Consider the following 25,718-nt stretch of genomic DNA (forward strand, 5'->3'; position numbering starts at 1 on the left):
GGTTTGGGCGGAGGAGGGCATAACGGCCATCGATCGCTGGTCCTGCGGCACTTCACAGGGCGTCCGACGCGGTCCTAACGTTGTCGGATGGCTGCACCCGAGCCGGTCGGCGTCGAGCCTCGCCGCAGCAGGGGCGTGTCCGCGCGGACACGTGTCGCCGACGCGCTGAACTCCGGCGGACTGCGCGCCGTGCGGATGTGGTGGCGAGAACCCATCGACTATCGCTGGCTGCTGAGCACGCTCCGGAACCAGGGGGCGCTCGGCCTGCTGAAATTCTCGATCGGCACATCCGGGCTGGGCCTGTGCTTCGTCGCCCTCATGCTCCTGCTGTCGCCCGAAGGCCCGCAGAGCGCGTTCGGCCGGGCGGTGATCGGCCTGTTCGCCGTTGTGGCGCTGTTGGCGGCCCTGCGCTGGTATCTACTGCCCTGGCCGACTGCTTCGGTTTCCCTGGCGTTGATAGCAGTCGCGGATATCGCCATCACGATCTGCAGCCTGCTGGTCTCCGGCCGCGTGGCGATGATCAACGCGACCACCCTCATCCTGACCGGCGGCTACCTCGCGCTCTTCCACAGCGCCAAGGCTCTCGCCGTGCACGCGGGGTGGTCGCTGTTCTCGGTGCTGCTGGTCACGGGACGAATGATGATCTCTTCCGACTCCGATCGCGACGTCCCCCTTGCGATGGCCACCGCGCTGATCATGGTCCTCGCCGTCGTTTTCGTGCTCCCCACGCTGCAGTTCTTCTATTGGGTGCTGCGCACTAACGCGTTGTCGGATCCGCTGACAACCCTGCTGAACCGGCGCGGCCTCGATTACCACCTACCGAGAGTGTTCGCCCCCGGCGCGCCGCTCTGCGCGATGGTCATCGACCTGGATCGATTCAAGCAGGTCAACGACACCTTCGGGCATCAGGAGGGCGACCGGGTGCTGGCCAGAATCGCGGCACGGTTGCGCGACACCGCCGACCCCACTGCCACCATCGCGCGCACCGGTGGTGAGGAGTTCACGATCGTCGGTCCGCTGGACGCCGGAGCCGCTCGGGCGATGGCCGAGCGGCTGCGGCGGGCGGTCGAGAATTCGAGCGATGGGGCCGCGGTCACCGCCAGCATCGGCGTGGTGGTCGTCGACCTCGGTGCGGCGACCGATGACGGTGTCTCGCCCGAGCGGCTTCTCGGCTTCGCGGACACCGCCATGTATCGGGCGAAACAACGGGGCGGCAATGCCATCGTCGTCCGGGAACTGCGCGAACCTCTCGCTTGAGCGGGAAACCGGAGCCGCCGCGGGTCGGCTCGGAAATCGGCTCGTCGCAGCGGAATCGATGCGGCACCATGGGCGATGATGCGTTACTCACTCCCCGACCTCCTGCCCTCGGTGGCCGCCGCCCTGGGGATGGATGTGCACAATCCGCTGGGCCTGAGGCCGAACCGCGAAGCCGTGGTGCTGCTGGTCGACGGGTTGGGCGCCGAACTGCTCGCCCGCCACCGCGACACCGCGCCGACGCTGGCCGCACATGTGGCAACCACCGTGGCCACCGGATTCCCGGCCACGACCGCGGTCGGCCTGGCGAGCCTTGCGGTCGGCGCACCGTGCGCGACCCACGGCATCATCGGCTACAGCTTCGCCGTGCCCGCCGATGCGGGGCCGCGACTGCTCAACGCGCTGCGCTGGCGTCTGGACAGTGCGACCGGTCCGGATGCCCGCGAGCAGTACCCGCCCGAGCAGATACAGCCGGCTCGCAGCCGGGTTCAGGACCTCGCCGCGCACGGCGTCGAGGTGCACTACGTCGTTCCCGGATATCAGGGCGGATCCGGTCTGACGCGCGCCGTCTTCCGCGCCCCGGGCACGCTGCACCCGGCCGAAGACCTGGACGGCGTCCGGGACGGAATCCTTTCCGTCGCGGCCGGTTCCGGCTCCGGGTCCCGATTCGCCTACGCCTACTATCCGGAGCTGGACGCGAACGGACATCTGTACGGTCCGGGATCGGCGCAATGGCTGGCGGAACTGGCTCGGATCGATGCGCTCGTGGCGGATCTGCTGACCGAACTGCCCGCGACGTGCACGCTGATCGTCACCGGAGATCACGGCATGATTCGCGCGGGCGAGGTCGTCGATCTGGACGCACGCGCCGACCTGCATCGCGAGGTGCGATTGATCGGCGGGGAGGCCCGGGCGCGGCACGTCTACCTGGAACGTCCCGGCGCGCTGCCCGATGTGCTGGCCGCGTGGGCCGAGGAACTGGCCGGGCACGCACGTGTGGTGAGTCGCGACCAGGCGCTGGCCGAGCACTGGTTCGGGCCCACCCCGCCCGGTCCGGCGATCGCCGAACGGATCGGCGACATCATCGCCGTGGCACGCGACCGCAGCGTGCTCGTCTGCCCCGGTCGCGAACCTGTCGAATCGACACTGCTCGGCCACCACGGCGCGTGGACCGACGACGAACAACTGGTACCGGTGGTCGTCGGCGGATAGTGGCTCCGGCCCCGCGGCTTTCGGTCACGACGGCGACGGCGCGGAATCGCGGCGCCGGGTCGATCGTCGATCGATCGCCGCGCCGACCTCGTCGATCGCCGTGCGGATGAGCCGGCCGTAGCCGTCCTCGGCCAGCGCGCCGGCACGGTCGCGCGCCGCGGCGATGTGCTCCGCGGCGGCGTCGAACGAACCCAGCAGCCGGTAGTTGTCGGCGAGGTTCAGATGCAGCGAGGGGTAGAACCCGGCGATGTGCAGACTCGAGTGATGGCTCTGCACCCGCGCCTCGGTGAGGGCGTCGGCCGCGTCGAGGGCCCGTATGTCCCACACGAGTGCCCGGGCCGGATCGGTGTGGAGGTCGGCCAGGTAGTGGGCGAGGGTGCAGCGGTGCAGCGGATCGCCCACCGGTCCGATCGTTTCCCACAGTTCGGCGAGTTGCCCTCGGGCGGAGTCGGTTTCGCCCTGCCGGCCGCGTTCCACGGCCGCGCCGATGGCCGCCATGGTGGGGTCGTGGGCAACGGTGTCGGTCATGATTCCTCGAACTGGGCGGGGGCGACGGGCATCGCCAGGGTGGTGAGGTCGCCGTCGTCCGCGGATCGGATGACGACGGGCTGCTTCGGACCGGCGATGTCGATCATCACGTCCGGGCCGATGGCCGCGCCGATCGCCGGGTAGAGGGTGGTGATGTCGAAGGTGAGCTCGACATCCGGTCCGGTGACCGCGGCCGAAACCTGTTCGGCCGCATCGGAACCGGCCCCGGCGAGTGCGATCGCCCCGGTGCGGACGCACAGCCGGATATGGCGTGCGCGTAGCGATTCCACCGCCCGGACGAGTGCGTCCCTCGGCGTCACGACGCGCGTGCGGGCGGTGTCGATGGAACCCAGCAGCATGCGGTGGTCGGGAAACGGTCCCGGCAGGATGCGGCACGTACCGGCCGGCGACTCACCGGCCCGGAACCGGACCGAATGCGGTCCGGCATCCAGCCGGACCTGGTGGTGGCGGCGGATCCGCGGCACGGCCAGCCGCAGATCGTCACCGTCGACGGTCGCGGCCCACTCGGTCGAACTCGGCCGCTCGGGGACGAGGGTGCGGGTGGCGAGCCGGTAGCGATCGGTGGCCGTGAGCGTCAGCGCCTCCGCCGAGACCTCGACGTGGACACCGCTCAAGACGGGATGCTCCGGCTCGTGCACGGTCGCGGCGAGTATCTGCTCGACCGCCGTCGCGAAGACGGGACCACTGACCGTCGCGACCGCCCACCCGCGCCCGGTGCCGAGCGTCGCCTTGATCTCGGCTGCCCTTCCCCGAGCGCGGCGCACCTGCTGTTCCAGCCCGGCGACGTGCTCGTCGATGAGCTGTCCCGCGCTCTCGTCCCCGGCCGCCAGCACCGCCGCGATGGTGTCCAGCGGCATGCCGATCTCGCGCAAACCGCGGATCGCCACCGCCCGTTCCAGTTGGTCGTCGGCGTAGTACCGATATCCCGACACCGGATCCACGATCGCGGGCGGTAGCAGTCCGGAGTCTGCGTAGAACCGCAGTGCGCTCGCCGTGAGCCCGCTGGCCCGCGCGAACGCCCCGATCGTCACCATTCCGGATTCCGCCACCGCCCCATCATGAAGCTTCAGCCGACCTGAAGGTCAAGAGCGGTGAATTTCACGAGCGGTGGCTCGACCTCACCGCCGGAAGGTGCGCGAATGCGCCGACACGAGGGCGTGCGGGCAATGCGGACGGCCGCGGGGTGCGGGTGCGAATCCGTCGAAGCGCAGCGGCGGGGCCGGTGCGCGCAGCGTCAGCGTCGACGTCCACGGCCGCGCCGGCATCTCCATCCGGCACGCGACGTTCCAGCCGAACGGAATCGCGTGGGCGCGTTCGCCGTGTTCCTCCAGGCGATCGGCGAACTCGGCCAGCACGTCCAGGGTGTCGGCGAGATGGGTCAGTACGTCGGCCTGACCGGAGGCGAAGGTGAAACGACTGCCGCCCGCCACGCAGAACGGACTGCCGGCGAGGACGACGAAGGATGCGTCGCTGTCGGCGCACAGTTGCCGGACCGCGCGCACGGCGTCACCACTGATGGGGCAGTCCCCGGGTTCGACGACGATGCGCACCAGCAGGCAGTCGAAGAATCGCCGCGGTACGCCCACGGCGGCGGAGGGCAGTTCCACCGCGCACGGACCGGCGTCGACGGGCGTGTATTCGAAGCTGCGCCAACGACTTCCGGAAATTCTCATCGTCGCGCTCGCCTCACGGTGCGGCCGGCGTGGTCCGCTCGACGCCGCAGAGGGTGTAGCAGAACACGAACGGCTCGGTGCCGTCGTTGAACCAGGCATGCGGGGCGCCGTGCTGCACAACACAATCGCCCGGTCGCAGTGCCACATCCTCACCGTCGCCGATCCGCAGGCGGCCCTCTCCGCTGAGCACCACCACGAAGTCGACGCTCTCGGTGGCGTGCACGCCGGGACGAGCCGGGTCGAAGGCCGCCATCATGCCCGGCAGCTTCTGCTCCGCCTCGGCCGCCACCGCCGCCATCTCGGCCTCGGACAGCTCGGCGTCGGGCTCGTAACTCAAACCCGGTGGGACGGAGATGAATCCGAAGCGCACTCCGCCGGGGCCGGGAAAGTAGCTGGTGTCGGCATCGGACGGCATCCGGTCGACGGGAAGTGTGGGCAGCTCGTCGACCTCCCACATCCGATGCAGTTGCGCCCCCGGCAACAATGCCAGCGTCAGCGGCTCGACCTTCTCGTCGGAAAGTACTGTGCCCTGTCCGGCGCCGTCGTCCCCGACCACGATCCTGCGCATGAAAACCTCCTGATCCTCATCCATTCCGCGCTGATCCGGACCCGTATTCCGCCGTTGTACAGCCCGTTTCCGGATATCAGCTCTCCGGCACGGTAGCGAGCGCCGGGGCGTGCCCACGTGTCCTGAAACGCACGGCCATTGTTCGCGTGCGCAGAATCGGAAAACCGGCGATGATATCCACGATGACCACTGCCGAATCGGAGACGACGAGTGCGATCGAGCCGCACGAGCGGGTCGATTACTGGGCTCATCTGATCAGCTCGTACCAGTGCGCGCTGGGCTACCGGTTCCCGACTTCCGCGGACTTTCACGGCCGGACCTCGCTGCGCCGTACCGAGTCGTATCAACTCGTCGGCTGGGAATCCGATGCCGTCACCTATTTCCGGAGTGCGCGGCTCATTCGCACCGACCCCGACCACGATTATCGTCTGCTCGTACCGATCACCGGGACCCTGGCCTTCCGCCACGGCGACGACACCGGTTCCCTGCCGCCCGGCAGCGCGTGCCTGGTCTCCACCGACGAACCCTTCGAGATGTCGATGTGTGAGGGCTCGCACGGGCTCATCGTCACGATCGCGCGCGAGGACATCCGGCATCGTCTGAACCGCCGGGAGCCACCGCCGCGGCCGCTCGATCTCAGCACCGGGATCGGCGGCGTCGCCGGGGCGGTGGCCGGCACCCTGTACACCGAGCGCGCAGCGCTCACCGACCACCAATTCGACACGGTCGCGGAACAATTGGTGGATCTGCTGTGTATGCAGATTCTCGGGGAACCGCCGAGTGCGCCCGCCCAGCTGGCGCAGGTGGAGGTGAGTGCCCGGCGCTACATCCGCACGCATGCGGGCGATCCGGAGCTCACCGGCGCGCGCGTCGCGGCGGCCCTCGGCTGGTCGCTGCGCCAGCTGCAACTCGCCTTCAGTCAGGCCGGCACCACGCCGAGCGAGGTCATCCGGGAGCAGCGGCTGCAGATCGCCCGCGACCGCCTGCGGAATCCGGCCTACCGGCAGCGCAGCGTCGCCGATATCGGCGCGGATCTGGGATTCGGTTCGGCCAGTAGTTTCACCAAGGCGTTCCGCCGCCGCTTCCACACCACTCCCGGTCAGCTGCGCGCCTGAACATCCCGGTCGTCCGCCGGAATGCCGACGGCCCGCCTCCGTGCATGGGGTCGGGGGCGGGCCGAGGTTGCGGAGCGCGGCTCAGTTGAAGATGCCGCCGCCCTGGGTGGCGGACCCCGCCGACCCCGTCACGAACAGGTTCATGATGTTGGTGAAGACGCTGTTCGAGTTCACTGTGCCGGCGGAGTTGGAGTCGATCAGGGCGATAAAGGCGTTCATGAACTGCTTCCTCGTGCATCATGGGTCCGCGGACCCGGTTGGTTGTCCTGCCGTGCTCAGCGCAGTGGAATGAAGCTTAACCAAAATCCGCCGAATCTGAACAACCTTCTTTTCGGATTTTTCGGGCACTCCTGTCGGATCGGTGTGGCGGCGTGCTGTGGACAGGTTTCCTCGTACAGAGTAAAAAAGTGGAACACGTTTCAATTTTGGGTGCGACGGGAGACGCAATGGACCACGCTGCCATGGGCGAGCTGGTGATGGCCGGATTTCAGAAGCTGGGATTCATCCAGTTCGCGGGGGTGGAAGGGGTGGAATATCTGCCCGGCCGCAATGTGGTGAGCATGGCGCCGAAGCCGGAACACCTCAATCACAACGGCGACGTGCACGCCGCGATCCTGTTCGGCCTCGCGGAGACGGCCGCGATGGGCGCCTCCATTTCCGGCATCGTCGACCTGATGGGCGAGACGTTCATCGTCGCGCGCGACGGCCGGATCGAATATCTGGCCCGGGCCAAGGGCGAGGCGGGCCCGTTCCGCGCCACCTCGGAGTTGACCGCGGCGGAACTGGAACAGGCCCGCGCCGATATCGCCGCGCAGCAGCCGGTGGAACTGGCGATGCCGGTCGACATCACCGACAGCACCGGCAAGTCGGTCGCCGCGGCCACGTTCACCGCGGTGATCCGGCCGCGCCGCAAGTAGCCGCGCCGCGAATACGCGGGCGGTGAAGGAGATTCAGCGCTCGCTGTCCAGCATGGCCATCTGCGGGGCGGCGTAGCGGTCACCGGCGACCGCCTCGGCGGGCGCCGCCGCCTCGATCGCGGCGAGCTCCGACTCGGAGAGCCGAATATCCAGTGCGGCAACCGCTTCGGTCCAGCGGTCGACCCGGCGCGCGCCGATCAGCGGGACGATATCGGCGCCTCGGGTCAGGACCCAGGCGATCGCCAGCTGTGCCACGCTCACGCCGTGCCGGTCGCCGATCTCCGCCAGCGCGGAGACCAGCCGGAGATTGGTGGTGAGGTTCTCGCCCTGGAATCGCGGGCTGTGGGCGCGGAAATCATCGGGGGCGAAGGTCTGGTTCGCGCGCAGGGAGTCGCTCAGCAAGCCGCGCGAGAGCACACCGTAGGCGGTGATCCCGATGCCGAGTTCCCGTGCCGTGGGCAGGATTTCGCGCTCGATGCCCCGGGTGATGAGGGCGTACTCGATCTGCAGATCGACGATCGGTGCCACTGCCGCCGCACGCCGCAGGGTCTGCGCGCCGACCTCGGACAGTCCGATGTGGCGCACATGGCCGGCCTGCACCATCTCCGCGATCGCGCCCACGGTGTCCTCGATCGGAACCGCCGGATCCAGCCGTGCGGGGCGGTAGATGTCGACGTAGTCCACTCCCAGCCGCTGCAGCGAATAGTGCAGGAAGTTGCGCATCGCCTCGGGGCGCGTGTCGACGCCGCCGAAGCTGCCGTCCGGACCGCGCAGGGCGCCGAATTTCACGCTCAGCTGGTAGTCCTCGCGCGGGCGCTGGGCGAGGGCCCGGTGGATCAGCATTTCGTTGTGTCCGGCGCCGTAGAAATCGCCGGTGTCGACGAGGGTGGCGCCGGAGTCGAGGGCGGCGTGGATGGTGGCGATGGATTCGGTCTCGTCGGATTTCCCGTAGGCGCCCGACATCCCCATCGCGCCGAGACCGATGCGTCCGACCTTCGGGCCCGTCGCGCCCAGTTGTGTCTGCTCGATAGTCATGCTCGAATCCTGCGCCTCGATCCGCCGCCTTCGGCAGAGATCGTTTATCGGGGGATCGGCGATCCCTGGCTGCGGCCGCCGCGCCGGGGCACAGTGGAGTGATGGATCGCGATGAACTGGCCGATTTCCTGCGGCGCCGGCGCGAACAGCTACAGCCCGCCGATGTGGGACTGCTGCCCGGTACCCGCCGCCGGACTCCCGGCCTGCGTCGCGACGAGGTCGCCCTGCTCGCCGGGATGTCCACCGACTACTACACCCGTCTCGAGCAGTCACGGGGCCCGCGGCCCTCGGTGCAGGTTCTCGGCGCACTCGCCCGCGCGCTGCGGCTCACCGACGACGAGCGCGATCATCTCTACCACCTGTGCGGCCATGCGGCGCCCCATCGTGGCGGCGGCGACCGGCACGTCGGACCCGGGCTGCTCTACCTGCTGGACAAGCTGGAGGACACGCCCGCGTGCGTGGTGTCGGATCTCGGCGAGATCCTCGCGCAGAACCGCATGCACATCAACATGATGGGTGACCACACCCGCTTCACCGGCATGGATCGCTACCTGCTGTGGCGCTGGTTCACCGATACGGCCGGCCGGGAGACGTTCCCCGACGCAGACTGGGACCGGCTGACCCGCCGGCACGTCGCCGATCTGCGGGCGACCGCCGCGCGGCGGGCGGGCGACCCCGACGTGACGGAACTGGTGACCAAGCTGCGGGCGGTCAGTCCCGAATTCGAACGGCTGTGGTCGGCGCACGAGGTGGCGGTCCGGATCAGCGATGCCAAGCGGATCCGGCATCCGCAGGTAGGGCTGCTCGACCTGGTCTGCGAAACGCTGGTGACGCCGAATGCCGCCCAGCATCTGCTGGTCTACTATCCGCGCCCCGGTACCGACGCCAAGGAGCGGCTGGAACTGTTGCGCGTCATCGGAACCCAGACCATGACCGACGAGACCGATTCGGGCAGCACGGTTTTCGATCGGGGCTGATCAGCGGGGCGGGAATGTGCGGCGGGTGCGCGGTCGCAACCGCAGGTTGGGCAGCGGCGGCGCCGGAATGCGTTGCTGCGGAGTATGTCCCGCGACGTCGCCGAAGCGTTCGGTGTCGTGCTTCTCCCATGCGGTGCGGGCGGCGTCGATCTCGTCGTGGCTGCGGCCGACGAAATTCCACCACATCACCAGATCCTCGCCGAAGGGCTGGCCGCCGATCAGCACCACCCGCGCACCGGATGCGCTGCGCAGCCGCAGTTCGGCGCGGTCGCTGCCCAGATACAGCAGCGGACCGGGTTCGGCGAGTACGTCGTCGATGCGCACCTCACCCGACATCACCAGTACCGCATGCTCGAATTCGGGTGCCAGCGGCAGATGTGCGTCCGCGCCCGGGCCGACGGTGATGTCCGCGCCGACGATCGGGGAGTAGGTGATCGCCGGGGAGCGCACATCCCCGAGCGAGCCGATCAGCACGGTCGCCCGCAGTCCCGGGCGGGCCAGCACGGGCAGCTCGCGATGCTGCTCGAAGTGCGGGGCGATATCGCGGTGCGCGTCCGGCAGGGCGGTCCAGAACTGCAGCCCCTGCCCGGCGGGCGCACCGGGCACGGTGTACTCCGAATGCGCGATACCGCGTCCGGAGGTCATCAGATTCAGCTGGCCGGGTTCGATCTCCACATCGGATCCGACGCTGTCGCGATGCCGGATCCGGCCGTCGAACGGCCAGGTCACCGTCTGCAATCCGATATGCGGATGGGGATCGATATCCGGCGGCAGCCGATGCGAGGTCTCGGTCGAACCGAAGTGGTCGAGGAAACACCAGGCCCCGACCGTCGGCAGATCGCGCTGGGGCAGCACCCGCATCACCGTGACGCCGCGCACGCCGCCCAGTGGCACCTCCCGCGCCGGATAGAAATCCGCCCGCGGGCCGGGCGCCGGCGACGATTCGCACAGCGCCTCGGCGGGATTCGCCTCGAGATCGCTCATCGGCCACCTCCGGTCCGGGGTCACCGCTGATGCCGGGCGCGGTTACCGCTGAATGCCTTTGCCCACTACGTGAGCATCGTAGTCCGGGTGCTTGTCGAGCCAGCTCTTGATGAACGAGCAGCGGGGCACGATCGCACGGCCGCGGTCGATCGTGTCCACGATCGCGTGCTGCGCCAGCGTGCCGGCCAGGCCCTTCCCGCTGAACTCCGAATCCACCTCGGTGTGGATGAAGGTGGTGTCCTCGCCGTTGTCGCGATATTCGGCGAATCCGGCGAGTTTGTCGCCGTACCACACCTCGTAGCGGTGCTGCGCGTCGTTGCGGACGACTGCTGCGGTCGCGGCCTGATCGATCATCGGGTTACTCCTTCCGTTCCCGCACCGGATGCCTGCTCATGATCGACACGCGATTGAACGCGCCGATGGTCGTCGCGACCCAGACGATCACCGAAACCTGTTCGTCCGAGAGCTGTTGCCGCGCATGGGCGTACACACGTTGCAGGGTGTCCTCATCGGGCAACGTGGTGGTCGTCTCGGCGAGTGCGAGGGCGGCGCATTCGGACGGGGTGAACAACTCGGTACGCCGCCAGGCCGGCAACACGTCGAGTTGCTGTCGGGTCACGCCTGCCTTCAGCGCTGCCTGGGAGTGCAGATCCAGGCAGTACGCGCATCCGTTGATCTGCGAGACGCGCACGTTGACCAGCTCGACCAGGGAGCGGTCGAGACCGGCGGCCGCGGCGGCGTTGCGGACGGCCAGTGCGACGCTGTTGAGCGCGCGGAAGGGCTCGGGACTCTGTTTGTCGATCCAGATGCGGGCATCGGCGGCGGGGGTTTGCATAGCGGAGGCATCCTAACCGTGCGCTGCGTCACCTTGCGCGGGATGTATGCGACGTCACGCGGGTTCAGATGTCTTGCATGGCAGCCACTCTGCCCTCGTAGAGGCCGATCTTGCGGTCCAGCACGGCGAGTGTGCTGTGCAGGTCCTCGATCTGGGCGAGCACGCCCTCTCGGGTCTTGCGGAACATCTCCAGCCGCTCCGGAGTGGTCTCGTCGCCGGCGCGCACCAGCTCGGCGTAGTGGACCATATCGGCGACCGACATCCCGGTGGTGCGCAGACAGCCGATCAGGTGCAGCCAGCTCAGGTCCCGATCGCTGAACCGGCGCTTGCCGCTGGAATCGCGGCCGATGTAGTCCATCAGGCCGATTCGCTCGTACCAGCGCAGCGTGTCGCGGGTGAGGCCGGACCGCTCCGCGACATCGCCGATCGAATACTTCGGGCGCTCGTAATCCTCGGTGTGCTCGAGCGGATTCGCCGTGGTTGCCGTCATCGCCCCTCGCCTTCCTGAGCCGCTTGCCGACCCGCACCGGCTGCGCCGGATCTGCGCTTCGACAGTACCCACCTGGAGTGCACTCCATGCAAGCCCGAGCGCATCGGAACGCACCGCCCGGGCTCGACTCGGCGGCGGCTCAACCCCGCTGCGGCAATTCCTGCACGGCCCACTTGTTGCCGTCGGGATCGGCGAAATAGGTGAACAGGCCCCAGCCCTCGTCCTTGACCGGCGTGGCCTCCACGCCGGCGGCCACCAGTTGTCGATAGGCATCCTCGGCGCTGGACACCACCATCTGCATACCGACCACGCTGCCCGGCGCGGCGTCGGTGATGCCCTTGCCGATGCAGATCGAACACCCCGAACCCGGCGGAGTCAGCTGCACGAACCGGATGTCCTCGGTCGGGCTGGCGTCGTGGTCGGCGTTGAATCCGATGCTCGTGTAGAAGTCCTTCGCCCGGTCGACGTCGGTGACCGGGATGGCGACGAGTTCGATTTTCCAATCCATGTGAGGAGCATCTCATCGACCACCGACAATCCGGGTTGCCGGACAATTCGGGCGCAACCAGCGCCGAGCACCTACTCTGAGTACATGGCCAAGGAAATCGATCGGGTCCGGGCGCGGTCGGCGCTGGAAACGGTCAAGGAAAGCCCGTTCATCGCCCTCGTCGCGGCGGTCCCGGTGATCGTCGTACTGGGCGTCGTCTGGGCGCTGACGAACTGGTTCGTCGCGTTGCTGGTGCTCGTGCTGCTCGGCGCGGTCGTCGTCGTGCGCGGCAAATTCCTACGCTGACAAGCCTTTTCGACACCAGCGCGTCAGCGCGGCACGTGGAACCGGACCAATTCGCCGGTGCCCGGGTCCGCGCGTGACCACGGCCGGTCGAATTCCAGCACGGCCAGTGCGGAGGTCGGGAATTTGCGGCTGAGCTCCTCCGCCGGCAGCGAGGCGCGATTGGCCGCCAGCTCCCACGCCGTCCACGGCATCCCCGGCGAGTGGCCGATCAGCAGCAGCGTCTCCACCTCGTCGCCGGTCAACTGGATCAATTCGATCAGCGTGTGCGGCGTGGCCTCGTAGATCGAATGCTCGTAGACGACCGGCGCGTCGATGCCGGTCGCGTCGAGCGTTTCGCGGGTCCGGACCGCGTCCGAACAGCACACCGCGTCGATCGCCGGCTGGGTCTCGCGCAGCCAGGTGCCGGCCAGCGCGGCCTCGCGCCGCCCCCGGGGCGCCAGCGGCCGATCGTGGTCGTCGACACCCGGCGGATATGCGGATTTGCCGTGTCGCATCAGGATCAGCGTCCGCGCCATGAGCAATACCGTAGCGCCGTAGAAAGTAAACGGTGTTATCTAAATCGCTACCTGATGAGAGATGTAACTCACTCTTGAGGCACACTGAAGGTAGTGTCACAGCGGGGGCCGAAGGCAACCGGTGCGATGCACGCCCTGTCCAAACCCGGGTGGGGACGTCCCATGATGTTTCGAGGATCTGCGAGATATGGCCTACGTGATCACGCAGCGTTGTTGCAACGACGCCAGCTGCGTTCCCGAGTGCCCGGTCGATTGCATTCGTCCCACTCCGGAGCAACCCGAGTTCGCGACGACCGAGCAGCTGTACATCGACCCCGACACCTGTATCGACTGTGGTGCGTGTGTGGATGCCTGCCCGGTGGAGGCCATCTTCTCCGAGGACGATCTGACGGCGTCGCTGGCTCGTTTCCGCGATATCAACGCCGCCTACTTCCAGCGCCACCCGCTGGAGTCGAATTTCGACCCACTGGTGACCCCGGCACGCCCGCCCAAGGAGCTGGGCACGCTGCGGGTGGCGATCGTGGGCGCCGGTCCGGCGGCCTGCTACGCCGCCGACGAGCTGCTGCGCCGCGCCGATGTCGAGGTCGAGATGTTCGACCGGCTGCCCACCCCGTGGGGTCTGGTGCGCGCCGGTGTGGCCCCGGATCATCCGGGGACCAAGTCGGTGTCTGCCATGTTCGAGAGCGCGTTCCGGCGTGACACCCTGCAGTACCGGCTCAATGTCGAGGTGGGCAAACACATCTCGCACGAGGAACTGGCCGCCCATCACCACGCGGTGATCTACGCCGTGGGCGCCTCCACCGACCGCCGCCTGGACGTGCCCGGTGAGGATCTGCCCGGCAGCCATTCGGCGACCGAATTCGTGGCCTGGTACAACGGCCACCCCGACTACGCCGAGCGCAGCTTCGACCTGTCCGGTGAACGCGTGGTGATCGTCGGTAACGGCAACGTCGCCCTCGACGTCGCACGCGTGCTGACGCTGTCGCCCGACGAGCTGGCCAAGACCGATATCGCCGACCACGCCCTGGACGCGCTGCGCTCGAGCAATATCCGTGAGGTCGTGGTGCTGGGCCGGCGCGGTCCGCTGCAGGCCGCCTACACCTCGGCGGAGTTCCTGGCGCTGGGACATCTGAAGGGCGTCGATGTGATCATCGACCCCGCCGAGCTGGAGCTGGATCCCGCCAGCCAGGCGCTGCTCGACGATCCCGATATCGAGCCCTCGCTGCGCCTGAAGTACGAACTGGCGCAGGAGTACGCGGCCAAGGCCCCGAACCCGGACAACAAGCGCATCGTGTTCCGCTACCTGGCGTCACCGACCGAGATCCGCGGCGAGGGTCACGTCGCCGAGCTCGAGTTCGTGCACAACGAACTCGTCAGCGAGGACGGCCGCGTCGTGGCGCGGGCGTCGGATCGCACCGAGACGCTGCCGGCGTCGATGGTGTTGCGCTCGATCGGCTATCGCGGTGTTCCCATCGCCGATCTGCCGTTCGACGAGCGCGCCGGGATCGTGCCCAACGAGCACGGCCGCGTCGTCGCCGACGGCGCTCACGTCACCGGCGTCTACGTCTCGGGCTGGATCAAGCGCGGTCCGCGCGGCGTGATCGGTTCCAACCGCGTGGATGCCACCGAAACCGTGGAACAGCTGCTCGAGGATTTCACCTCCGGCAAACTGGCTGCCCCGCAAGGTGATCGGGCCGCGCTCGAGGCCCTGCTCGCGCAGCGCCAGCCCGACGCCGTCGGCCGAGAGGGCTGGAAGGCCATCGACGCGGCCGAGAAGAGCGCCGGCAAGTCCGGCGGCCGCCCGCGGGTCAAGTTCACCACCATCGAAGATCTGCTCAAAGCCGCGCGCGGCTGAACACCGGTGCGTCCGGACCTCCCCGCGGGGAGGGTCCGGACCTCGGCGGGGCTCCTTCGCGAACTCTCCGCTATCCACACTCAGGTCGGTAACGCGCCGATCCGCACGGTGGTGGTGATGGTGCCACCGACCATGAACCACAGCCGCAGCACCGGCTGGCCGTTGCGGTCACCGGGCTCGTAGCGGCTGCGCACGCTGATGTGCTGACGGGCCAGCACCGGCGCCACATATTCGATCACCGCGCGATGCGGCCCGGCCACCAGCTTCGGATAGTCCACCAGGAAGTGCTCGACCGCCTGCCAGTACATGGCGTTGTTGACGTGGTTGAACTGGTCGATATCGGTCGCGCGCACCGGGAACGTCAGATCGGTATCCGACTCCGGCGGCACCGCATCGGTCAGCCACGGCCGCCAGCGCAGCCGATGTTCGTCGGTGGTGCGGGCCAGATGCGCCAATCCCTGGTCGCTGATCCGGGTCGGCATATTCGTCGACTCGTTGATATTGATCCAGAAGCCCTCGGTCTCGATCAGGCCGCCGCTGTCGCTGGTGATCCGCACCCGCATATTCGTCCAGCGGGTCGACATCGCCGAACACCAGCGTCGCAACTGCACCCGATCCGGCCAGACGATCGGACGCACCACGTCGATGACGGTGCGGCGCACGATCCATGCCGGGTCGGTGCGGTGGAAGAACGTGCTGTGCAACTCTTCCCACGCGATGTCTTGCAAATATCGAGCCACGGCGTCGAGCCGCAGCCGGCTGTAGGGATCTACATCGCCAGCCCGGATGGGCCACGCCGAGGCGAAGCCCATGCCCTCCTGGGGAAGCGGGGCGAGTGGCTGATCGAGTGACACTGGTGCTCCTCGCGCTGCACGGTGTGCCGCGTACTTCATGCGGTGCTTCTTGTGACATGACTTTACGGGGCGCAGGTCACACTGTTACGTCGAGATGGCTCTACTCACACGTAGCAAATGTCCAGTTGTGTCGCGGCCACCGGCGTTCCGGCCGCCGATCAGTAGCCGACGTAGCCGCCACCACCGGAGACCGCGGAAACTCCCGGCACATTGTCGAGCGACCCGTAGCGATCGATCGAGTAGCGTGTGGCGGCCACGATGTTGTCGACCGGATTCCAGATGTCGGTGTGGCCCGGGGCCGCGTGGGCGTTGAAGGTGCTGTCGATGCACTGCATCAGACCCTTCGACGGATGACCGGCCGCCGCATTGCTGTCCCAGTTGTTGATCGCGTTGGGATCGCCGCCGGATTCGTGCTCGATGATGAGCGCGATGGCGTTCTCGTCGATCGATTCCGGGGGATAGCCCATCTCGATCAGGACCTGCTTGGCCTGGGCGATCCACTGCTGCACATCACCGGACGGATGGGCGGTCGGCGGCGGACCGCTGGTCGGGCCGTTGTAGCTGCCGCCGCCGTAGCTGCCGCCGCTGTAGGAGCTGGTGCCGCCGCCGTGGTGGGAGTTGCCCATCAGGCTGGAGGACGCCGGGGTGCCCGAATGGCTCACGACCGGTGTGGCGGCCGGGGCGGCGGGCGGCGCCGCCGCGGCGGGTGCGGTGGGAGCGGGTGGCGCCGGAGGTGCGGCGCCCGCGCCGGTGACCGGGTCGCCGAGCCCCGCGAACGCGGCATCCACCGGAGCCTTGGCGCCGTTGAGGGCGGTAATCGCCGAATCCGCCACTGTCTGCGCATTTTTCAGCGCGTTGACGATCGCCCACTCGTGCGTGGCGGCGTCGGTCTTGATCTCGGTGGTCTTCGCCGTGTACTCGATGTCGTTGAGTTTGTCGCGGTGCTGGTCGAGCCAGTCGAGCCGCTTCTGCGGGTTCACCGTGCCGTCGGGATTGACTTCGAATGCGGGCATGAGGCTGGGGGCGGGCACGAAGGTCGCCTGGTCGCGCATTTGGAGCACGGCGATCTTGGCGTTCTTCAGGTTCTCCACCTGTTGGTTCAGCGCCGTCTGCAAGCCCAGGATCGCCTGGCTCACGGTCGAGGCGCGGCCCTTCTCCACCTGCATCCGGCCGTCCGCGGCCTGCGCGGCGCCGCCGCCCCATTTCTGGTCCTGACCCAGCTTCTGCGTGCTGTTCACGGCGGTGATGACGGCCTGATCGAGGTCACCGGAGAGCTTGCCGACGGCGGTCGCGGCGGTGTTCAGCTTGTCGGGGTCCCATTTTTCGACATCGCCGATGGTCAATGCCGCGCCGCTCATGCGCGAATGCCGATCTTGTTCAGATCGTCGCGCAACTGCTGGTCGGTATCGATGATGACCTTGCCGGCCTGTTCGACGGTGTCGGCGATATGCGTTACGCGCGAACCGATTCGCTTCAACGCGTTCTCGACCGAATCCTTGGCGCCGGTGCAGGCCGCGTCCCAGCCGGTGCCCGGGAGCGCGCCGGCCGCGTCGGCCAGTCCGGAGTCGAGTTTGCCGATGGCATCGGACTCGTCGCGCAGGGTCTTCGCGAAACTTTGCAGGGCCGCGGGATCGATCTTCATCGCGTTCGCGGGTGGATCGTTGGGACCGGCCATGAGAAATCCCCCTCTTCGCTCAGTTCAGCGGGCCCAAGCGTAGCAAATCGGGGACCTGTGGACAGGGGTGCGCGAAGACCGGTTAACTTGTTGGAAAGCAGCCGCGGACAGAGAGGTCGTTTCATGCGCGCAGCCCAGGTGAGCAAGCTCGAGGGGCCCGAATCCATCGAGGTCGTGGACATCCCCGAACCGGCGGAATTCCCCGGTGGCGTGGTAATCGACGTCCATGCCGCGGGGGTGGCGTTCCCGGATGTGCTGATGACCCGGGGGCTCTACCAGATGAAACCCGAACTGCCGTTCGTGGTCGGCGGCGAGGTGGCCGGAATCGTGCGCTCGGCCCCCGAGGACGCGCGCGTGAAGGCGGGCGACCGGGTGGTGGCGCTGACCATGCTGGGGAACGCGGTCGCCGAAACCGCGGTGACCGCGAAGGAAATGGTGTTCCGGCTGCCGGACAACATTTCCCTCGAAGCGGGTGCGGGAATTCTGTTCAACGATCTGACCGTGCACTTCTGCCTGCGCAACCGGGGCCGGCTGGCCGAGGGCGAGACCGTGCTCGTACACGGTGCGGCCGGTGGCATCGGCACCTCCACGCTGCGCATGGCCGAGGCGCTGGGCGCGAGCCGGGTGATCGCCGTGGTGAGTACCGAGGAGAAGGCCGAGGTCGCGCGGGCCAACGGCGCATCCGATGTGGTGCTGACCGACGGCTGGCTGGCTGCGGTGAAGGAATTGACCGGCGGACGCGGCGTCGACATCGTGCTGGACCCGGTCGGCGGCGACCGGTTCACCGACAGCATTCGCTCGCTGGCCCCGGCCGGCCGGTTGCTCGTGGTCGGCTTCACCGCGGGCGAGATCCCCACCGTGAAGGTGAATCGCCTGCTGCTCAAGAACGTCGAGGTGGTCGGCGCCGCCTGGGGCGAATGGGTGATGACCCATCCGGGGTATCTGCAGGAGCAGTGGGACGAGGTGGCGCCGCTGCTGGAATCGGGCAAGATCGCGGCCCCGCAGCCCGTGCTGTATCCGCTGACGGAGACGGCGGCCGCGGTGGCCGCGCTCGACAACCGTTCGGCGAAGGGCAAAGTCGTCGTCACCGTCCGCTGAGCGGGCCTTCGTTCGGCACCCGCCGGATGTCGGTGCCGGGCCGTAGGGTGTGCGCATCATGGAACTGTCCGACCGGATTCTGAATCGCACCCTGCTGGCCCGGCAGCACCTGCTCGAGCGGTCCCCGGTGCCGGTCTCGCAGCTGTGTGAACATCTGGTCGGGCTGCAGGCCCAGGATGTGACGCCGCCCTACGTCGGATTGTGGAGCCGGATCGGCGATTTCGATCCGGCGACGGTCTCGGTCGGCCTCGAGAACCGTTCGCTGGTGCGAATCACCCTGATGCGCGCCACGATTCACCTGGTGACGGCGGCCGATGCGGTGCGCATCGCGCCGCACATCCAGCCGGAGCTGGAGAAGATCCCGTTTCGCAAGGGCTTCTTCTACGGCGCGATGGTCGGGCTGGATCCGGAGGAGGTTCGCGCCCGGGGCGAGAAGGTGCTGGGAGCGGAGCCGATGTCGTCGGCGGATCTGCGGGCCCGTGCCGTCGAGAATTATCCCGACCGCGACCCCACGGCCGTGACCCAGACCTGGCTCTACCAGCTCCCGGTGCTGCAGACCCCGCCGCGCGGCCTGTGGCGGAACAACAGCCGGCCGGTGTGGTCGCGCATCGAACCGTGGCTGGACGTGCCGCTCGATGACGCATATCCGGTGCAGGAGTTGGTCCTTCGCTATCTGCGTGCCTTCGGTCCCGCGACCACGATGGATGTGCAGACCTGGTCGCGGCTGCTCGGAATCGGGGAAATACTGGCCGGGCTGGGCGAGCGCGTGCGCACCTACACCGACGAGCGCGGCCGCGTTCTCTACGACGCCGCCGACGCCGAACTCGCCGATCCCGATCTGCCCGCACCCGTCCGGCTGCTGGGGTGGTACGACAATGTGCTGCTGTCGCATCGGGATCGCAGCCGGATCATTCCCGGGAATGCCCCACTGCCCCTGCAACATATGGCCGCCCAGGTGTGTCCGGTGCTCATCGACGGGTTTCTGGCCGGCATCTACAAAATATTCGCCGACAAGTCGGCGGCGCGGTTGCGCATCGCACCGAGCCGGGAATGGTCGGCGCGGGAAGCGTCCGAGGTCGAAGCGGAGGCCCGGAATCTGCTGGGCTTTCTGGAACCGAACCTGCGGCCGGAGGTCGAAATCCTCGCACCCGGAGCGAATCTCAGAACCGGGAAGTAGGCGCGCGCTCAGGGCGTCGAATTCCGGTATGCCGGAGCCTTGCTCGTCCCCGCCGGAGTGAGCGTGCGCAGCAGCGGCAGCGTCCGATGTGCGACCACCGTGGACAGCACGATCACGCTGTGCGAGCGCACCACCGCGGCGCTGCGGTCGATACTCAGCAGCACCGCCTGCAGGCCCGAATGCGAATCGGCGCCGATGCGGCACAGGACATCGCTGGAACCGGTGGTCGCGTAGGCCTCGAGCACGCCGGGGATGGCGTCCAGATCGGTGGTCACCGCGTCCAGTGCGCCCTGCGCGATCTCCAGACTCACGAAGGCCTGCACATCGAATCCGGCGGCGGTGACGTCGACCCGCGGATCGTAGGAGGCGATGACCCCGGCCTCCTCCATGCGCGCGATGCGCGACTGGACGGTCGCCCGCGCCACCCGGGTGCGTCGCGACAGCTCGAGTACGCCCGCCTTCTGGTACTCGTGCATGGCGGTGAGGATCGCCAGATCCAGTTCGTCCAGTTTGGCGGGGGTGCGCGTCATCGTCGTCTCCTGTATTCGGTCCGGCGCCGCGCCACCGGACGAGGACCGGGTGCAGCTATTCAAATTGTCCAGCACTCGGCGGCATATGGTGACCAATTACGCCAGGGTGTCTACTCGAAATCCTCGATATTGCCCAGCACCACGGCTCGGAGATTATCTGGATGCATGACGATCGAGGACATCTCCCGCGACACCCGGCCCGCGGTGGCGAGCGATGCGGAGCTGCGCCGGCTCGTCGGTCTGGTCGACCACGATCCCGGTGCGGATCCGTTTCCCGTCCTCGGCTGGGACGCGCTGGTGTGGGTGGTCGGCAACGCGACCCAGTTCACGCACTACCTGCAGGCCTTCGGGATGGCGCTGGAGGCCTATTCCGGACCGGAGACCGGCAACCGCGATCACAAGTCCTACGTCTTGCGCAGCGGCAGTGCGCGATTCGTGGTGTGCGGGGCGGTGGATCCGGCCAGTCCGCTGGTCGCCCACCACGACCGGCACGGTGACGGCATCGTCGATATCGCGCTCGAGGTGCCCGATGTGGACCGCTGCATCGCGCACGCCCGGCGGCAGGGCGCGCGGATCCTGGTCGAGCCGCACGACGAGTCCGACGAATTCGGCACGGTCCGTATCGCTGCTCTGGCCACCTACGGCGAAACCCGCCACACCCTCGTCGACCGGTCGCGCTATCACGGTCCGTATCTGCCGGGATATATCGCGCGCCGTTCGAATTATCAGCCGCGGGCGCCGCATCGGCTGTTCCTGGCCGTGGATCACGTCGTGGGCAATGTGGAGCTCGGGCGGATGGACGAATGGGTGGAGTTCTATCGGCGCGTCATGGGCTTCACCGATATGGCCGAATTCGTCGGCGACGATATCGCCACCGAATACTCGGCCTTGATGAGCAAGGTCGTGGCCAACGGCAACCACCGGGTGAAATTCCCGTTGAACGAACCGGCCGCCGGGCGCAAACGCTCACAGATCGACGAATATCTGGAGTTCTACGGCGGCCCGGGCGTCCAGCACATCGCGCTGGCCACCGGCGACATCTCGAGCACCGTCGACGCCCTGCGCCGGGAGGGCATCGAATTCCTCGACACCCCGGACGCCTATTACGACGATCCCGATCTGCGCGCCCGCATCGGCCACGTCCGCGTCCCCGTACGACAACTGCGATCGCGCGGCATCCTGGTCGACCGCGACGAGGACGGATACCTGCTCCAGATCTTCTGCAAGCCCCTCACCGACCGCCCCACCGTGTTCTTCGAATTGATCGAGCGGCACGGCTCGCTGGGCTTCGGAAAGGGCAACTTCAAGGCCCTGTTCCAGGCGATCGAGCGGGAACAGCACGCGCGCGGGAATCTGTGACCGGGCGCGCGTCCTCACCCGGCGCCGGGCAGTGCGCGCAGGCGCGCCTTGATGTCGAGGCGCCGTCGTGACCGCACGGTGTAGACGGCCAGCGCGGCGATGATCGTCCACTGCACCGGGTTCATCAGCGCGACCGCCGCCGGCACCGGCAGGCAATAGATCACCAGGAGGCGCACCACCGCATCGACCGCGAGTCCGGCGCTCCACACCGCCGTGGCGATCGTGAACGCGCGGCGCACGACGGAGTCGTTGTGCCACAACGTCTCCCAGTGCACGGCGGAATCCGGCCCGAGCGCGTGCATGCGCTGCGAGATCGCGAACATCGCCGGTCGGCCCAGCAGGCAGCTGCCCGCCAGCAGCACACTGATCACAGCGGAGGTGATCGGGTCCTTGGCCAGCATCATTCGCTCGTCACCGCCGAGTACGGCCAGGACGAGGCCCAGTGCGTTGAGCAGGAAGACGAACACGGCGATGCCGTCGGCCTTGCGGCGCGCCGCCGCGACACCGAGCGCCCACCCGCCCGCGACGATCGTCGAACCCACCAGCGCTCGATAGCTGGTGAACCCGGCCGCGAGCAGCAGATAGTAGGTCGCGGGCGACAGGCCGATATCGGCCGCGAATCCGAGCACCCGCCACAGCCGGCGTGGTTCGCTCCCGGTGTCGGCGGCGGTGAATGTGGCGGTGTCGGTCATCGGAATCTCCCCTGTGAGTACTGGCGCTATGTCGTTGACACGCTAGGGATTTCGCGCATGTGTGCGCCTCGGCCGGGAGATGGACCACGGGATCTCCACCCACGGGTGGAGCCTGCGCGGCCGAATCTCGGCCCGACGGTCGTTCCGGCAACGATTCGACCGCGCCTACCGTCGTGGTACCGGCACGACATGCCACCAGGAGGGTTATGCGAGAGGGGCTGCGGGAGTTCGGGCGAAGGCTGATCGGCAACGATCCCGACGCCAGCCCGTTGATGCGTTCGATCGGCGCGACGCTGCTCGCGGCCAATCTGGTGTTCAACCACCGGGGAGCGCCGGCGGCGTGGCTGTGGGCGGTGCTGGCGGCCGCCTATGCCGGGTGGCTCGTGTTCGCGGTGGTCGAATCCCGGTATCCCCGGGTGGCCACCCTGGCGTTGACCTGGTGCGCCTTGTCGAGTGCGGCGGTCGTCGGAGCGGCCCCGGACATCTCCGCGTTCATCATGCTGTGCGCGGCGGCCAGTGTGCTCGCCCAGCAGTTCCGGTCCGCTACGCGAATCATCCTGCTCGGCTTCGCGGCACAGGTCGCGGTTCTGATTGTCGGCTGTGCGGCGGCCGGGAAGAGCCTCGGTGACCTGCTGACCTACGTCGGCGTGCTCGTCATACTGCTGCTGCTCGGTTTGTATCGCCGACAGCATCGACTGCGCGTACGCCAGACCCAGCTGCTGCTCGAACAGACGCGGCGCGCACAGGACGAACAGGCTCGGGCGGCCGCGCTGGACGAACGTGCCCGGATCGCGCGGGAATTGCACGATGTACTGGCACATTCGCTGGGAGCGCTGAGTATGCAGTTGGAGGTCGCGGAGCTGCTGCTCGACGAAAGGGGCGATATACCGGGCGCATTGGCGCATGTGCGGCGCTCGCACCGGCTGGCCCGCGACGGATTGATCGAGGCGCGCGGTGCGGTGGCCGCGCTGCGCGGCGACGTGCCACCGCTGCCCGATGCCGTGCGTGAACTGGTCGAGAGTTATCGGCGCGATCACCGGATGACGGTGGAACTGCGCTGCGACGGCCCCGCCCGGCCGATGGATTCCGGTGCCGCGGTATCGCTGCTGCGCACCCTGCGCGAGGCGCTGACGAATGCCGCCAAGCACGCACCGGGCCGGCCGGTGCATGTCGCGCTCGAGTTCGCGGCCGGCGAGGTGCGACTGTCGGTGCGAAACGCGTTCGCGGAGCAGAAGAATCGCGAGCCGCTGCCCGGCGGCGGGTACGGTCTGACGGGGATGCGTGAGCGGATCGCATTGGCCGGGGGCACGCTGTCGTCCGGTGCGGCCGACGGCGAATGGGTTGTGACAGCGGAGGTTCCGATTTGAGTGAGGGACAGGAACCGCTCCGGGTGCTGGTGGTCGACGACCAGCAGGTGATGCGTGAGGGTCTGGTCGCACTGCTGGGCCTGGTCGACGAGGTGCGTGTGGTCGGCGCCGCCGGTGACGGTGAACAGGCGCTGCGGGCGGTGGCCGAGACCGGCCCGGATGTGGTGCTCATGGATCTGCGGATGCCCGTACTCGACGGCGTCGAGGCGACCCGCCGGATCGCGGCCGACCATCCCGGCACCGCGGTACTGGTACTGACCACCTACGCCGACGACGCCTCGATCGTGAGCGCGCTGCGCGCGGGCGCGCGCGGCTACCTCACCAAGGACGCCCGCCGGGCGGAGATCGTCGCCGCCATCCGTGCCGCGGCGGCCGGGCAGTCCACCTTCGACGCCACGGTGTCCCAGCGGCTGGTGGACGCCCTGATCGGAGCACGGGACCGGCCGGCGCCGAGTGCCCCTGCCGCCGGTACGCCGAATCCCGACGGCCTCACCGCTCGCGAGGCGGAGGTGGTCGCGCTGATCACGCGCGGACTGAGCAATGCCGAAATAGCCGCCCACCTGTTCGTCTCGCCGGCGACGGTGAAAACTCACATCAACAACGCCTTCGCCAAGATCGGCGCCCGCAACCGCGCCGACGCCGTCCGCTACGGCTACCGCCACGGCCTGGCCGACCCGACCGCTGACTGAGGTGGTGGCCCTGTGCTACGCGACACCCGGGCCCAGGACGCCGAAACCAGTAGAGTGCCCATCATGCGATTGACGGCGGCGATTGTCACCGGGACGGCTCTCGCGGCACTGCTGGCGGGCTGCGGTTCGGGCGACAAGTCCGACAGTGATTCCCCGTCGGTTCGTCCGCCCGCGAAGGTGGCGGCGCTGGGCCCGTTCGTGGGGGAGTGCGGGCATGTCACCGATGACGAGGTCCGGAATCTCGGTGGGCTCGGTCAGATCTCGCAGGTGTTCAAGAATTCGGTCGGCTGCAATTGGCAGGCCGGCGGAATCGGCGGTCCCAGCGTGACGTTCGCGTCGTATCGGGGCAGTCCGATCGGGCGGGAGAAGGCGTGGGTCACCGCGCAGGGCCGCAATCCGGAGTCGATCGAGGTCGGCGGGCATCAGGGTTTCCAGGATGCGAGCCCGGACGGCACCATCTGTGACTTCGCGGTGCAGCTGGGCGACGACTTCTTCGAATGGTCGACCTCGGCCGGCGCATTCGGGCAGGTGTCGACGACACCGTGCGACAAGAACCGCAAACTGGCCGAACTGACCGTGCAGCGGCTGAAGTGAGGGCGGCTGAAATGAGCGACGCCATGCGTGATCAGGGCCGCGCCCGGCGCGGCGTGCGGGCGGGCGGGATCGCGGTCCTCGCACTCGCGGTCGGGCTGACGGTAGGCGGCTGTGGTCGCACGGTCTCGGGAACCGCATTGCCGGCGGGTAGCGGCGGCGGCGTGAACATGAACTTCGACAAGTTGCTGCGCGAATGCGAGGTCGTCAAACAGGAGGACATCGCCAAGGCGACCGGTGCTCAGGACGCGCAGGGTTCGTTCAACGGCGCGGTGTGCATGTGGGATCTGTCGGGTACGCCCGGCGGCGACGGTATGGCCACGCTGAACTGGTACGAGATGGGTTCGCTGCCGAACGAGAAGGCCAACAACGATCGGCTCGGCTACACCACCACCGATGTGAACGTGCAGGGCCGGCGCTCGCTGCAGGTGCAGCGGCCGGGCGATCCGGATTCGTGCGGTGTGATGGCGCCGGCCGCGGACACCGGGATCATCGGCTGGTGGGTGAACTACCGGCCGGGTGGTCATCCGGATCCGTGTGCCGGGGCGAAGAAGCTGGCGGAGTTGACCTTGAACCTGGCGCGGTAATTTCGGCCTCCGCTTCGCTCCGGCAGGGTAGATGTATTGCCTCGGGTGCCCGCGTGTGGGGCGGGGGAGCGCTCGAGAGATAGTTGTTGTGCATCGTGAGTGGTGAAGCGTGCTTGCCGGACCCCACTTTTGCCCCCCGCCGCGCCGACGGGTATCGTGGATCGCTGTGCCCGGAAGCGTGCGGGCAGGTTTGTGCGTAGAACGTAAGCCAGCGAGAGCGGCCGACCGTTTCAGCGTGCCCGGAAAAGTAGGCATGTACTGCGCGCGACACGCCCGACCTCGGGACGCGTGGAAACGCGATCCGGGCAAGTGGTGACAGCTCTATGA

General features: G+C 68.1%; 31 protein-coding genes. 14 read left to right on the forward strand and 17 right to left on the reverse strand.

All coding sequences use genetic code 11. The annotated features are described in order from the left end of the window. Positions 1 to 87 precede the first annotated feature (87 nt). Both A5780_RS32280 and A5780_RS32285 read left to right on the forward strand, forming a co-directional pair. Positions 88 to 1,257 (forward strand): diguanylate cyclase, encoded by a 1,170-nt coding sequence (locus A5780_RS32280; RefSeq protein ID WP_082976849.1) that lies wholly within the window; start codon positions 88 to 90, stop codon positions 1,255 to 1,257. Positions 1,258 to 1,335: 78 nt separating this feature from the next. Continuing rightward, a complete protein-coding gene (locus A5780_RS32285; RefSeq protein WP_064911028.1) occupies positions 1,336 to 2,466 on the forward strand; it encodes an alkaline phosphatase family protein in 1,131 nt (376 codons plus the stop codon). Positions 2,467 to 2,490: 24 nt separating this feature from the next. Here A5780_RS32285 and A5780_RS32290 read toward each other — a convergent pair whose 3' ends face one another. From A5780_RS32290 to A5780_RS32305, 4 genes are all read right to left on the reverse strand, one after another. Then, the gene (locus tag A5780_RS32290; RefSeq protein ID WP_064910946.1) at positions 2,491 to 2,994 is read right to left on the reverse strand and encodes a hypothetical protein; all 504 of its coding nucleotides are present in this window, start codon (positions 2,992 to 2,994) and stop codon (positions 2,491 to 2,493) included. After that, positions 2,991 to 4,064: a MerR family transcriptional regulator gene (locus A5780_RS32295; RefSeq protein ID WP_104364588.1), complete on the reverse strand. Its 1,074-nt coding sequence runs from the start codon at positions 4,062 to 4,064 to the stop codon at positions 2,991 to 2,993. Before A5780_RS32295 ends, A5780_RS32290 begins: the two co-directional genes overlap by 4 nt. A gap of 69 nt (positions 4,065 to 4,133) precedes the next feature. Further along, positions 4,134 to 4,688 carry a hypothetical protein gene (locus A5780_RS32300; protein WP_146098790.1) on the reverse strand — a complete coding sequence of 185 codons (555 nt, stop codon included), beginning with the start codon at positions 4,686 to 4,688 and terminating at the stop codon, positions 4,134 to 4,136. A 13-nt stretch (positions 4,689 to 4,701) separates the two neighbouring features. Continuing rightward, the gene (locus tag A5780_RS32305; RefSeq protein WP_169812407.1) at positions 4,702 to 5,256 is read right to left on the reverse strand and encodes a cupin domain-containing protein; all 555 of its coding nucleotides are present in this window, start codon (positions 5,254 to 5,256) and stop codon (positions 4,702 to 4,704) included. 182 nt (positions 5,257 to 5,438) lie between these two features. On the opposite strand from A5780_RS32305, the gene A5780_RS32310 reads away from it, so the two are divergent. After that, a complete protein-coding gene (locus A5780_RS32310) occupies positions 5,439 to 6,371 on the forward strand; it encodes an AraC family transcriptional regulator (RefSeq protein WP_063013664.1) in 933 nt (310 codons plus the stop codon). A gap of 81 nt (positions 6,372 to 6,452) precedes the next feature. On the opposite strand, the gene A5780_RS40445 is transcribed toward A5780_RS32310, so the two are convergent. After that, positions 6,453 to 6,590 (reverse strand): hypothetical protein, encoded by a 138-nt coding sequence (locus A5780_RS40445; RefSeq protein WP_156055745.1) that lies wholly within the window; start codon positions 6,588 to 6,590, stop codon positions 6,453 to 6,455. Between the two features lie 227 nt (positions 6,591 to 6,817). On the opposite strand from A5780_RS40445, the gene A5780_RS32320 reads away from it, so the two are divergent. Further along, positions 6,818 to 7,288, forward strand: coding sequence for a PaaI family thioesterase (locus A5780_RS32320; RefSeq protein WP_063013662.1), 471 nt, complete (start codon positions 6,818 to 6,820; stop codon positions 7,286 to 7,288). A 33-nt stretch (positions 7,289 to 7,321) separates the two neighbouring features. Here the strand turns inward: A5780_RS32320 and A5780_RS32325 are convergent, their stop codons facing one another. Continuing rightward, entirely contained in the window at positions 7,322 to 8,323 is a 1,002-nt protein-coding gene (locus A5780_RS32325) for an aldo/keto reductase (RefSeq protein ID WP_064910948.1), read from the reverse strand. Between the two features lie 101 nt (positions 8,324 to 8,424). On the opposite strand from A5780_RS32325, the gene A5780_RS32330 reads away from it, so the two are divergent. Beyond that, positions 8,425 to 9,300: a helix-turn-helix transcriptional regulator gene (locus A5780_RS32330; RefSeq protein WP_063013660.1), complete on the forward strand. Its 876-nt coding sequence runs from the start codon at positions 8,425 to 8,427 to the stop codon at positions 9,298 to 9,300. Here the strand turns inward: A5780_RS32330 and A5780_RS32335 are convergent, their stop codons facing one another. The 5 genes from A5780_RS32335 to A5780_RS32355 form a co-directional block, all read right to left on the reverse strand. After that, the gene (locus A5780_RS32335) at positions 9,301 to 10,284 is read right to left on the reverse strand and encodes a pirin family protein (protein WP_064910950.1); all 984 of its coding nucleotides are present in this window, start codon (positions 10,282 to 10,284) and stop codon (positions 9,301 to 9,303) included. Positions 10,285 to 10,326: 42 nt separating this feature from the next. Further along, positions 10,327 to 10,638, reverse strand: a complete 312-nt coding sequence (locus A5780_RS32340; protein ID WP_063013658.1) for a GNAT family N-acetyltransferase — start codon at positions 10,636 to 10,638, stop codon at positions 10,327 to 10,329. A 4-nt stretch (positions 10,639 to 10,642) separates the two neighbouring features. Beyond that, complete coding sequence (locus A5780_RS32345; protein WP_063029230.1) at positions 10,643 to 11,119, reverse strand: carboxymuconolactone decarboxylase family protein; 477 nt, start codon at positions 11,117 to 11,119, stop codon at positions 10,643 to 10,645. 64 nt (positions 11,120 to 11,183) lie between these two features. Continuing rightward, positions 11,184 to 11,609, reverse strand: coding sequence for a MerR family transcriptional regulator (locus A5780_RS32350; protein ID WP_030517103.1), 426 nt, complete (start codon positions 11,607 to 11,609; stop codon positions 11,184 to 11,186). 139 nt (positions 11,610 to 11,748) lie between these two features. Beyond that, complete coding sequence (locus A5780_RS32355; protein ID WP_063013654.1) at positions 11,749 to 12,117, reverse strand: VOC family protein; 369 nt, start codon at positions 12,115 to 12,117, stop codon at positions 11,749 to 11,751. Between the two features lie 84 nt (positions 12,118 to 12,201). Here A5780_RS32355 and A5780_RS32360 point away from each other — a divergent pair, with 84 nt between their 5' ends. Continuing rightward, positions 12,202 to 12,402, forward strand: coding sequence for a hypothetical protein (locus A5780_RS32360; protein ID WP_030517105.1), 201 nt, complete (start codon positions 12,202 to 12,204; stop codon positions 12,400 to 12,402). 23 nt (positions 12,403 to 12,425) lie between these two features. Here A5780_RS32360 and A5780_RS32365 read toward each other — a convergent pair whose 3' ends face one another. Beyond that, positions 12,426 to 12,917 (reverse strand): histidine phosphatase family protein, encoded by a 492-nt coding sequence (locus tag A5780_RS32365; RefSeq protein WP_064906694.1) that lies wholly within the window; start codon positions 12,915 to 12,917, stop codon positions 12,426 to 12,428. A gap of 187 nt (positions 12,918 to 13,104) precedes the next feature. Between A5780_RS32365 and A5780_RS32370 the strand changes: the two genes are divergently transcribed. Further along, positions 13,105 to 14,772 carry an FAD-dependent oxidoreductase gene (locus A5780_RS32370; RefSeq protein ID WP_064910951.1) on the forward strand — a complete coding sequence of 556 codons (1,668 nt, stop codon included), beginning with the start codon at positions 13,105 to 13,107 and terminating at the stop codon, positions 14,770 to 14,772. Between the two features lie 80 nt (positions 14,773 to 14,852). Here the strand turns inward: A5780_RS32370 and A5780_RS32375 are convergent, their stop codons facing one another. From A5780_RS32375 to A5780_RS32385, 3 genes are all read right to left on the reverse strand, one after another. Continuing rightward, complete coding sequence (locus A5780_RS32375) at positions 14,853 to 15,626, reverse strand: acyl-[acyl-carrier-protein] thioesterase (RefSeq protein ID WP_181064150.1); 774 nt, start codon at positions 15,624 to 15,626, stop codon at positions 14,853 to 14,855. Positions 15,627 to 15,784: 158 nt separating this feature from the next. Beyond that, entirely contained in the window at positions 15,785 to 16,984 is a 1,200-nt protein-coding gene (locus A5780_RS32380) for a transglycosylase SLT domain-containing protein (RefSeq protein WP_064910953.1), read from the reverse strand. Continuing rightward, a complete protein-coding gene (locus tag A5780_RS32385) occupies positions 16,981 to 17,301 on the reverse strand; it encodes a hypothetical protein (protein ID WP_051756726.1) in 321 nt (106 codons plus the stop codon). Before A5780_RS32385 ends, A5780_RS32380 begins: the two co-directional genes overlap by 4 nt. Positions 17,302 to 17,424: 123 nt before the next feature. Between A5780_RS32385 and A5780_RS32390 the strand changes: the two genes are divergently transcribed. Continuing rightward, positions 17,425 to 18,399 (forward strand): NADPH:quinone oxidoreductase family protein, encoded by a 975-nt coding sequence (locus A5780_RS32390; RefSeq protein ID WP_063013642.1) that lies wholly within the window; start codon positions 17,425 to 17,427, stop codon positions 18,397 to 18,399. 58 nt (positions 18,400 to 18,457) lie between these two features. Next, positions 18,458 to 19,576, forward strand: a complete 1,119-nt coding sequence (locus A5780_RS32395) for a winged helix DNA-binding domain-containing protein (protein ID WP_082976860.1) — start codon at positions 18,458 to 18,460, stop codon at positions 19,574 to 19,576. An 8-nt stretch (positions 19,577 to 19,584) separates the two neighbouring features. Here A5780_RS32395 and A5780_RS32400 read toward each other — a convergent pair whose 3' ends face one another. Continuing rightward, the gene (locus A5780_RS32400; RefSeq protein WP_030517113.1) at positions 19,585 to 20,106 is read right to left on the reverse strand and encodes an Lrp/AsnC family transcriptional regulator; all 522 of its coding nucleotides are present in this window, start codon (positions 20,104 to 20,106) and stop codon (positions 19,585 to 19,587) included. Between the two features lie 165 nt (positions 20,107 to 20,271). Here A5780_RS32400 and hppD point away from each other — a divergent pair, with 165 nt between their 5' ends. Next, positions 20,272 to 21,465 (forward strand): 4-hydroxyphenylpyruvate dioxygenase, encoded by a 1,194-nt coding sequence (gene hppD, locus A5780_RS32405; RefSeq protein ID WP_064910957.1) that lies wholly within the window; start codon positions 20,272 to 20,274, stop codon positions 21,463 to 21,465. A 14-nt stretch (positions 21,466 to 21,479) separates the two neighbouring features. Here hppD and A5780_RS32410 read toward each other — a convergent pair whose 3' ends face one another. Continuing rightward, entirely contained in the window at positions 21,480 to 22,157 is a 678-nt protein-coding gene (locus A5780_RS32410; protein ID WP_063013636.1) for a VC0807 family protein, read from the reverse strand. Between the two features lie 206 nt (positions 22,158 to 22,363). Between A5780_RS32410 and A5780_RS32415 the strand changes: the two genes are divergently transcribed. The 4 genes from A5780_RS32415 (at position 22,364) to A5780_RS32430 (ending at position 25,391) form a co-directional block, all read left to right on the forward strand. Next, positions 22,364 to 23,524 (forward strand): sensor histidine kinase, encoded by a 1,161-nt coding sequence (locus A5780_RS32415; protein WP_063013634.1) that lies wholly within the window; start codon positions 22,364 to 22,366, stop codon positions 23,522 to 23,524. Further along, the gene (locus A5780_RS32420; RefSeq protein WP_064910959.1) at positions 23,494 to 24,213 is read left to right on the forward strand and encodes a response regulator transcription factor; all 720 of its coding nucleotides are present in this window, start codon (positions 23,494 to 23,496) and stop codon (positions 24,211 to 24,213) included. The genes A5780_RS32415 and A5780_RS32420 overlap by 31 nt, the downstream gene beginning before the upstream one ends. 63 nt (positions 24,214 to 24,276) lie before the next feature. Next, positions 24,277 to 24,807: a DUF3558 domain-containing protein gene (locus A5780_RS32425; protein WP_063013630.1), complete on the forward strand. Its 531-nt coding sequence runs from the start codon at positions 24,277 to 24,279 to the stop codon at positions 24,805 to 24,807. An 11-nt stretch (positions 24,808 to 24,818) separates the two neighbouring features. Then, complete coding sequence (locus tag A5780_RS32430) at positions 24,819 to 25,391, forward strand: DUF3558 domain-containing protein (protein WP_231983173.1); 573 nt, start codon at positions 24,819 to 24,821, stop codon at positions 25,389 to 25,391. The last annotated feature ends 327 nt before the right edge of the window (positions 25,392 to 25,718 follow it).

The organism is Nocardia sp. 852002-20019_SCH5090214, assembly GCF_001665865.1.
Taxonomy (GTDB): Bacteria; Actinomycetota; Actinomycetes; order Mycobacteriales; family Mycobacteriaceae; genus Nocardia; species Nocardia nova.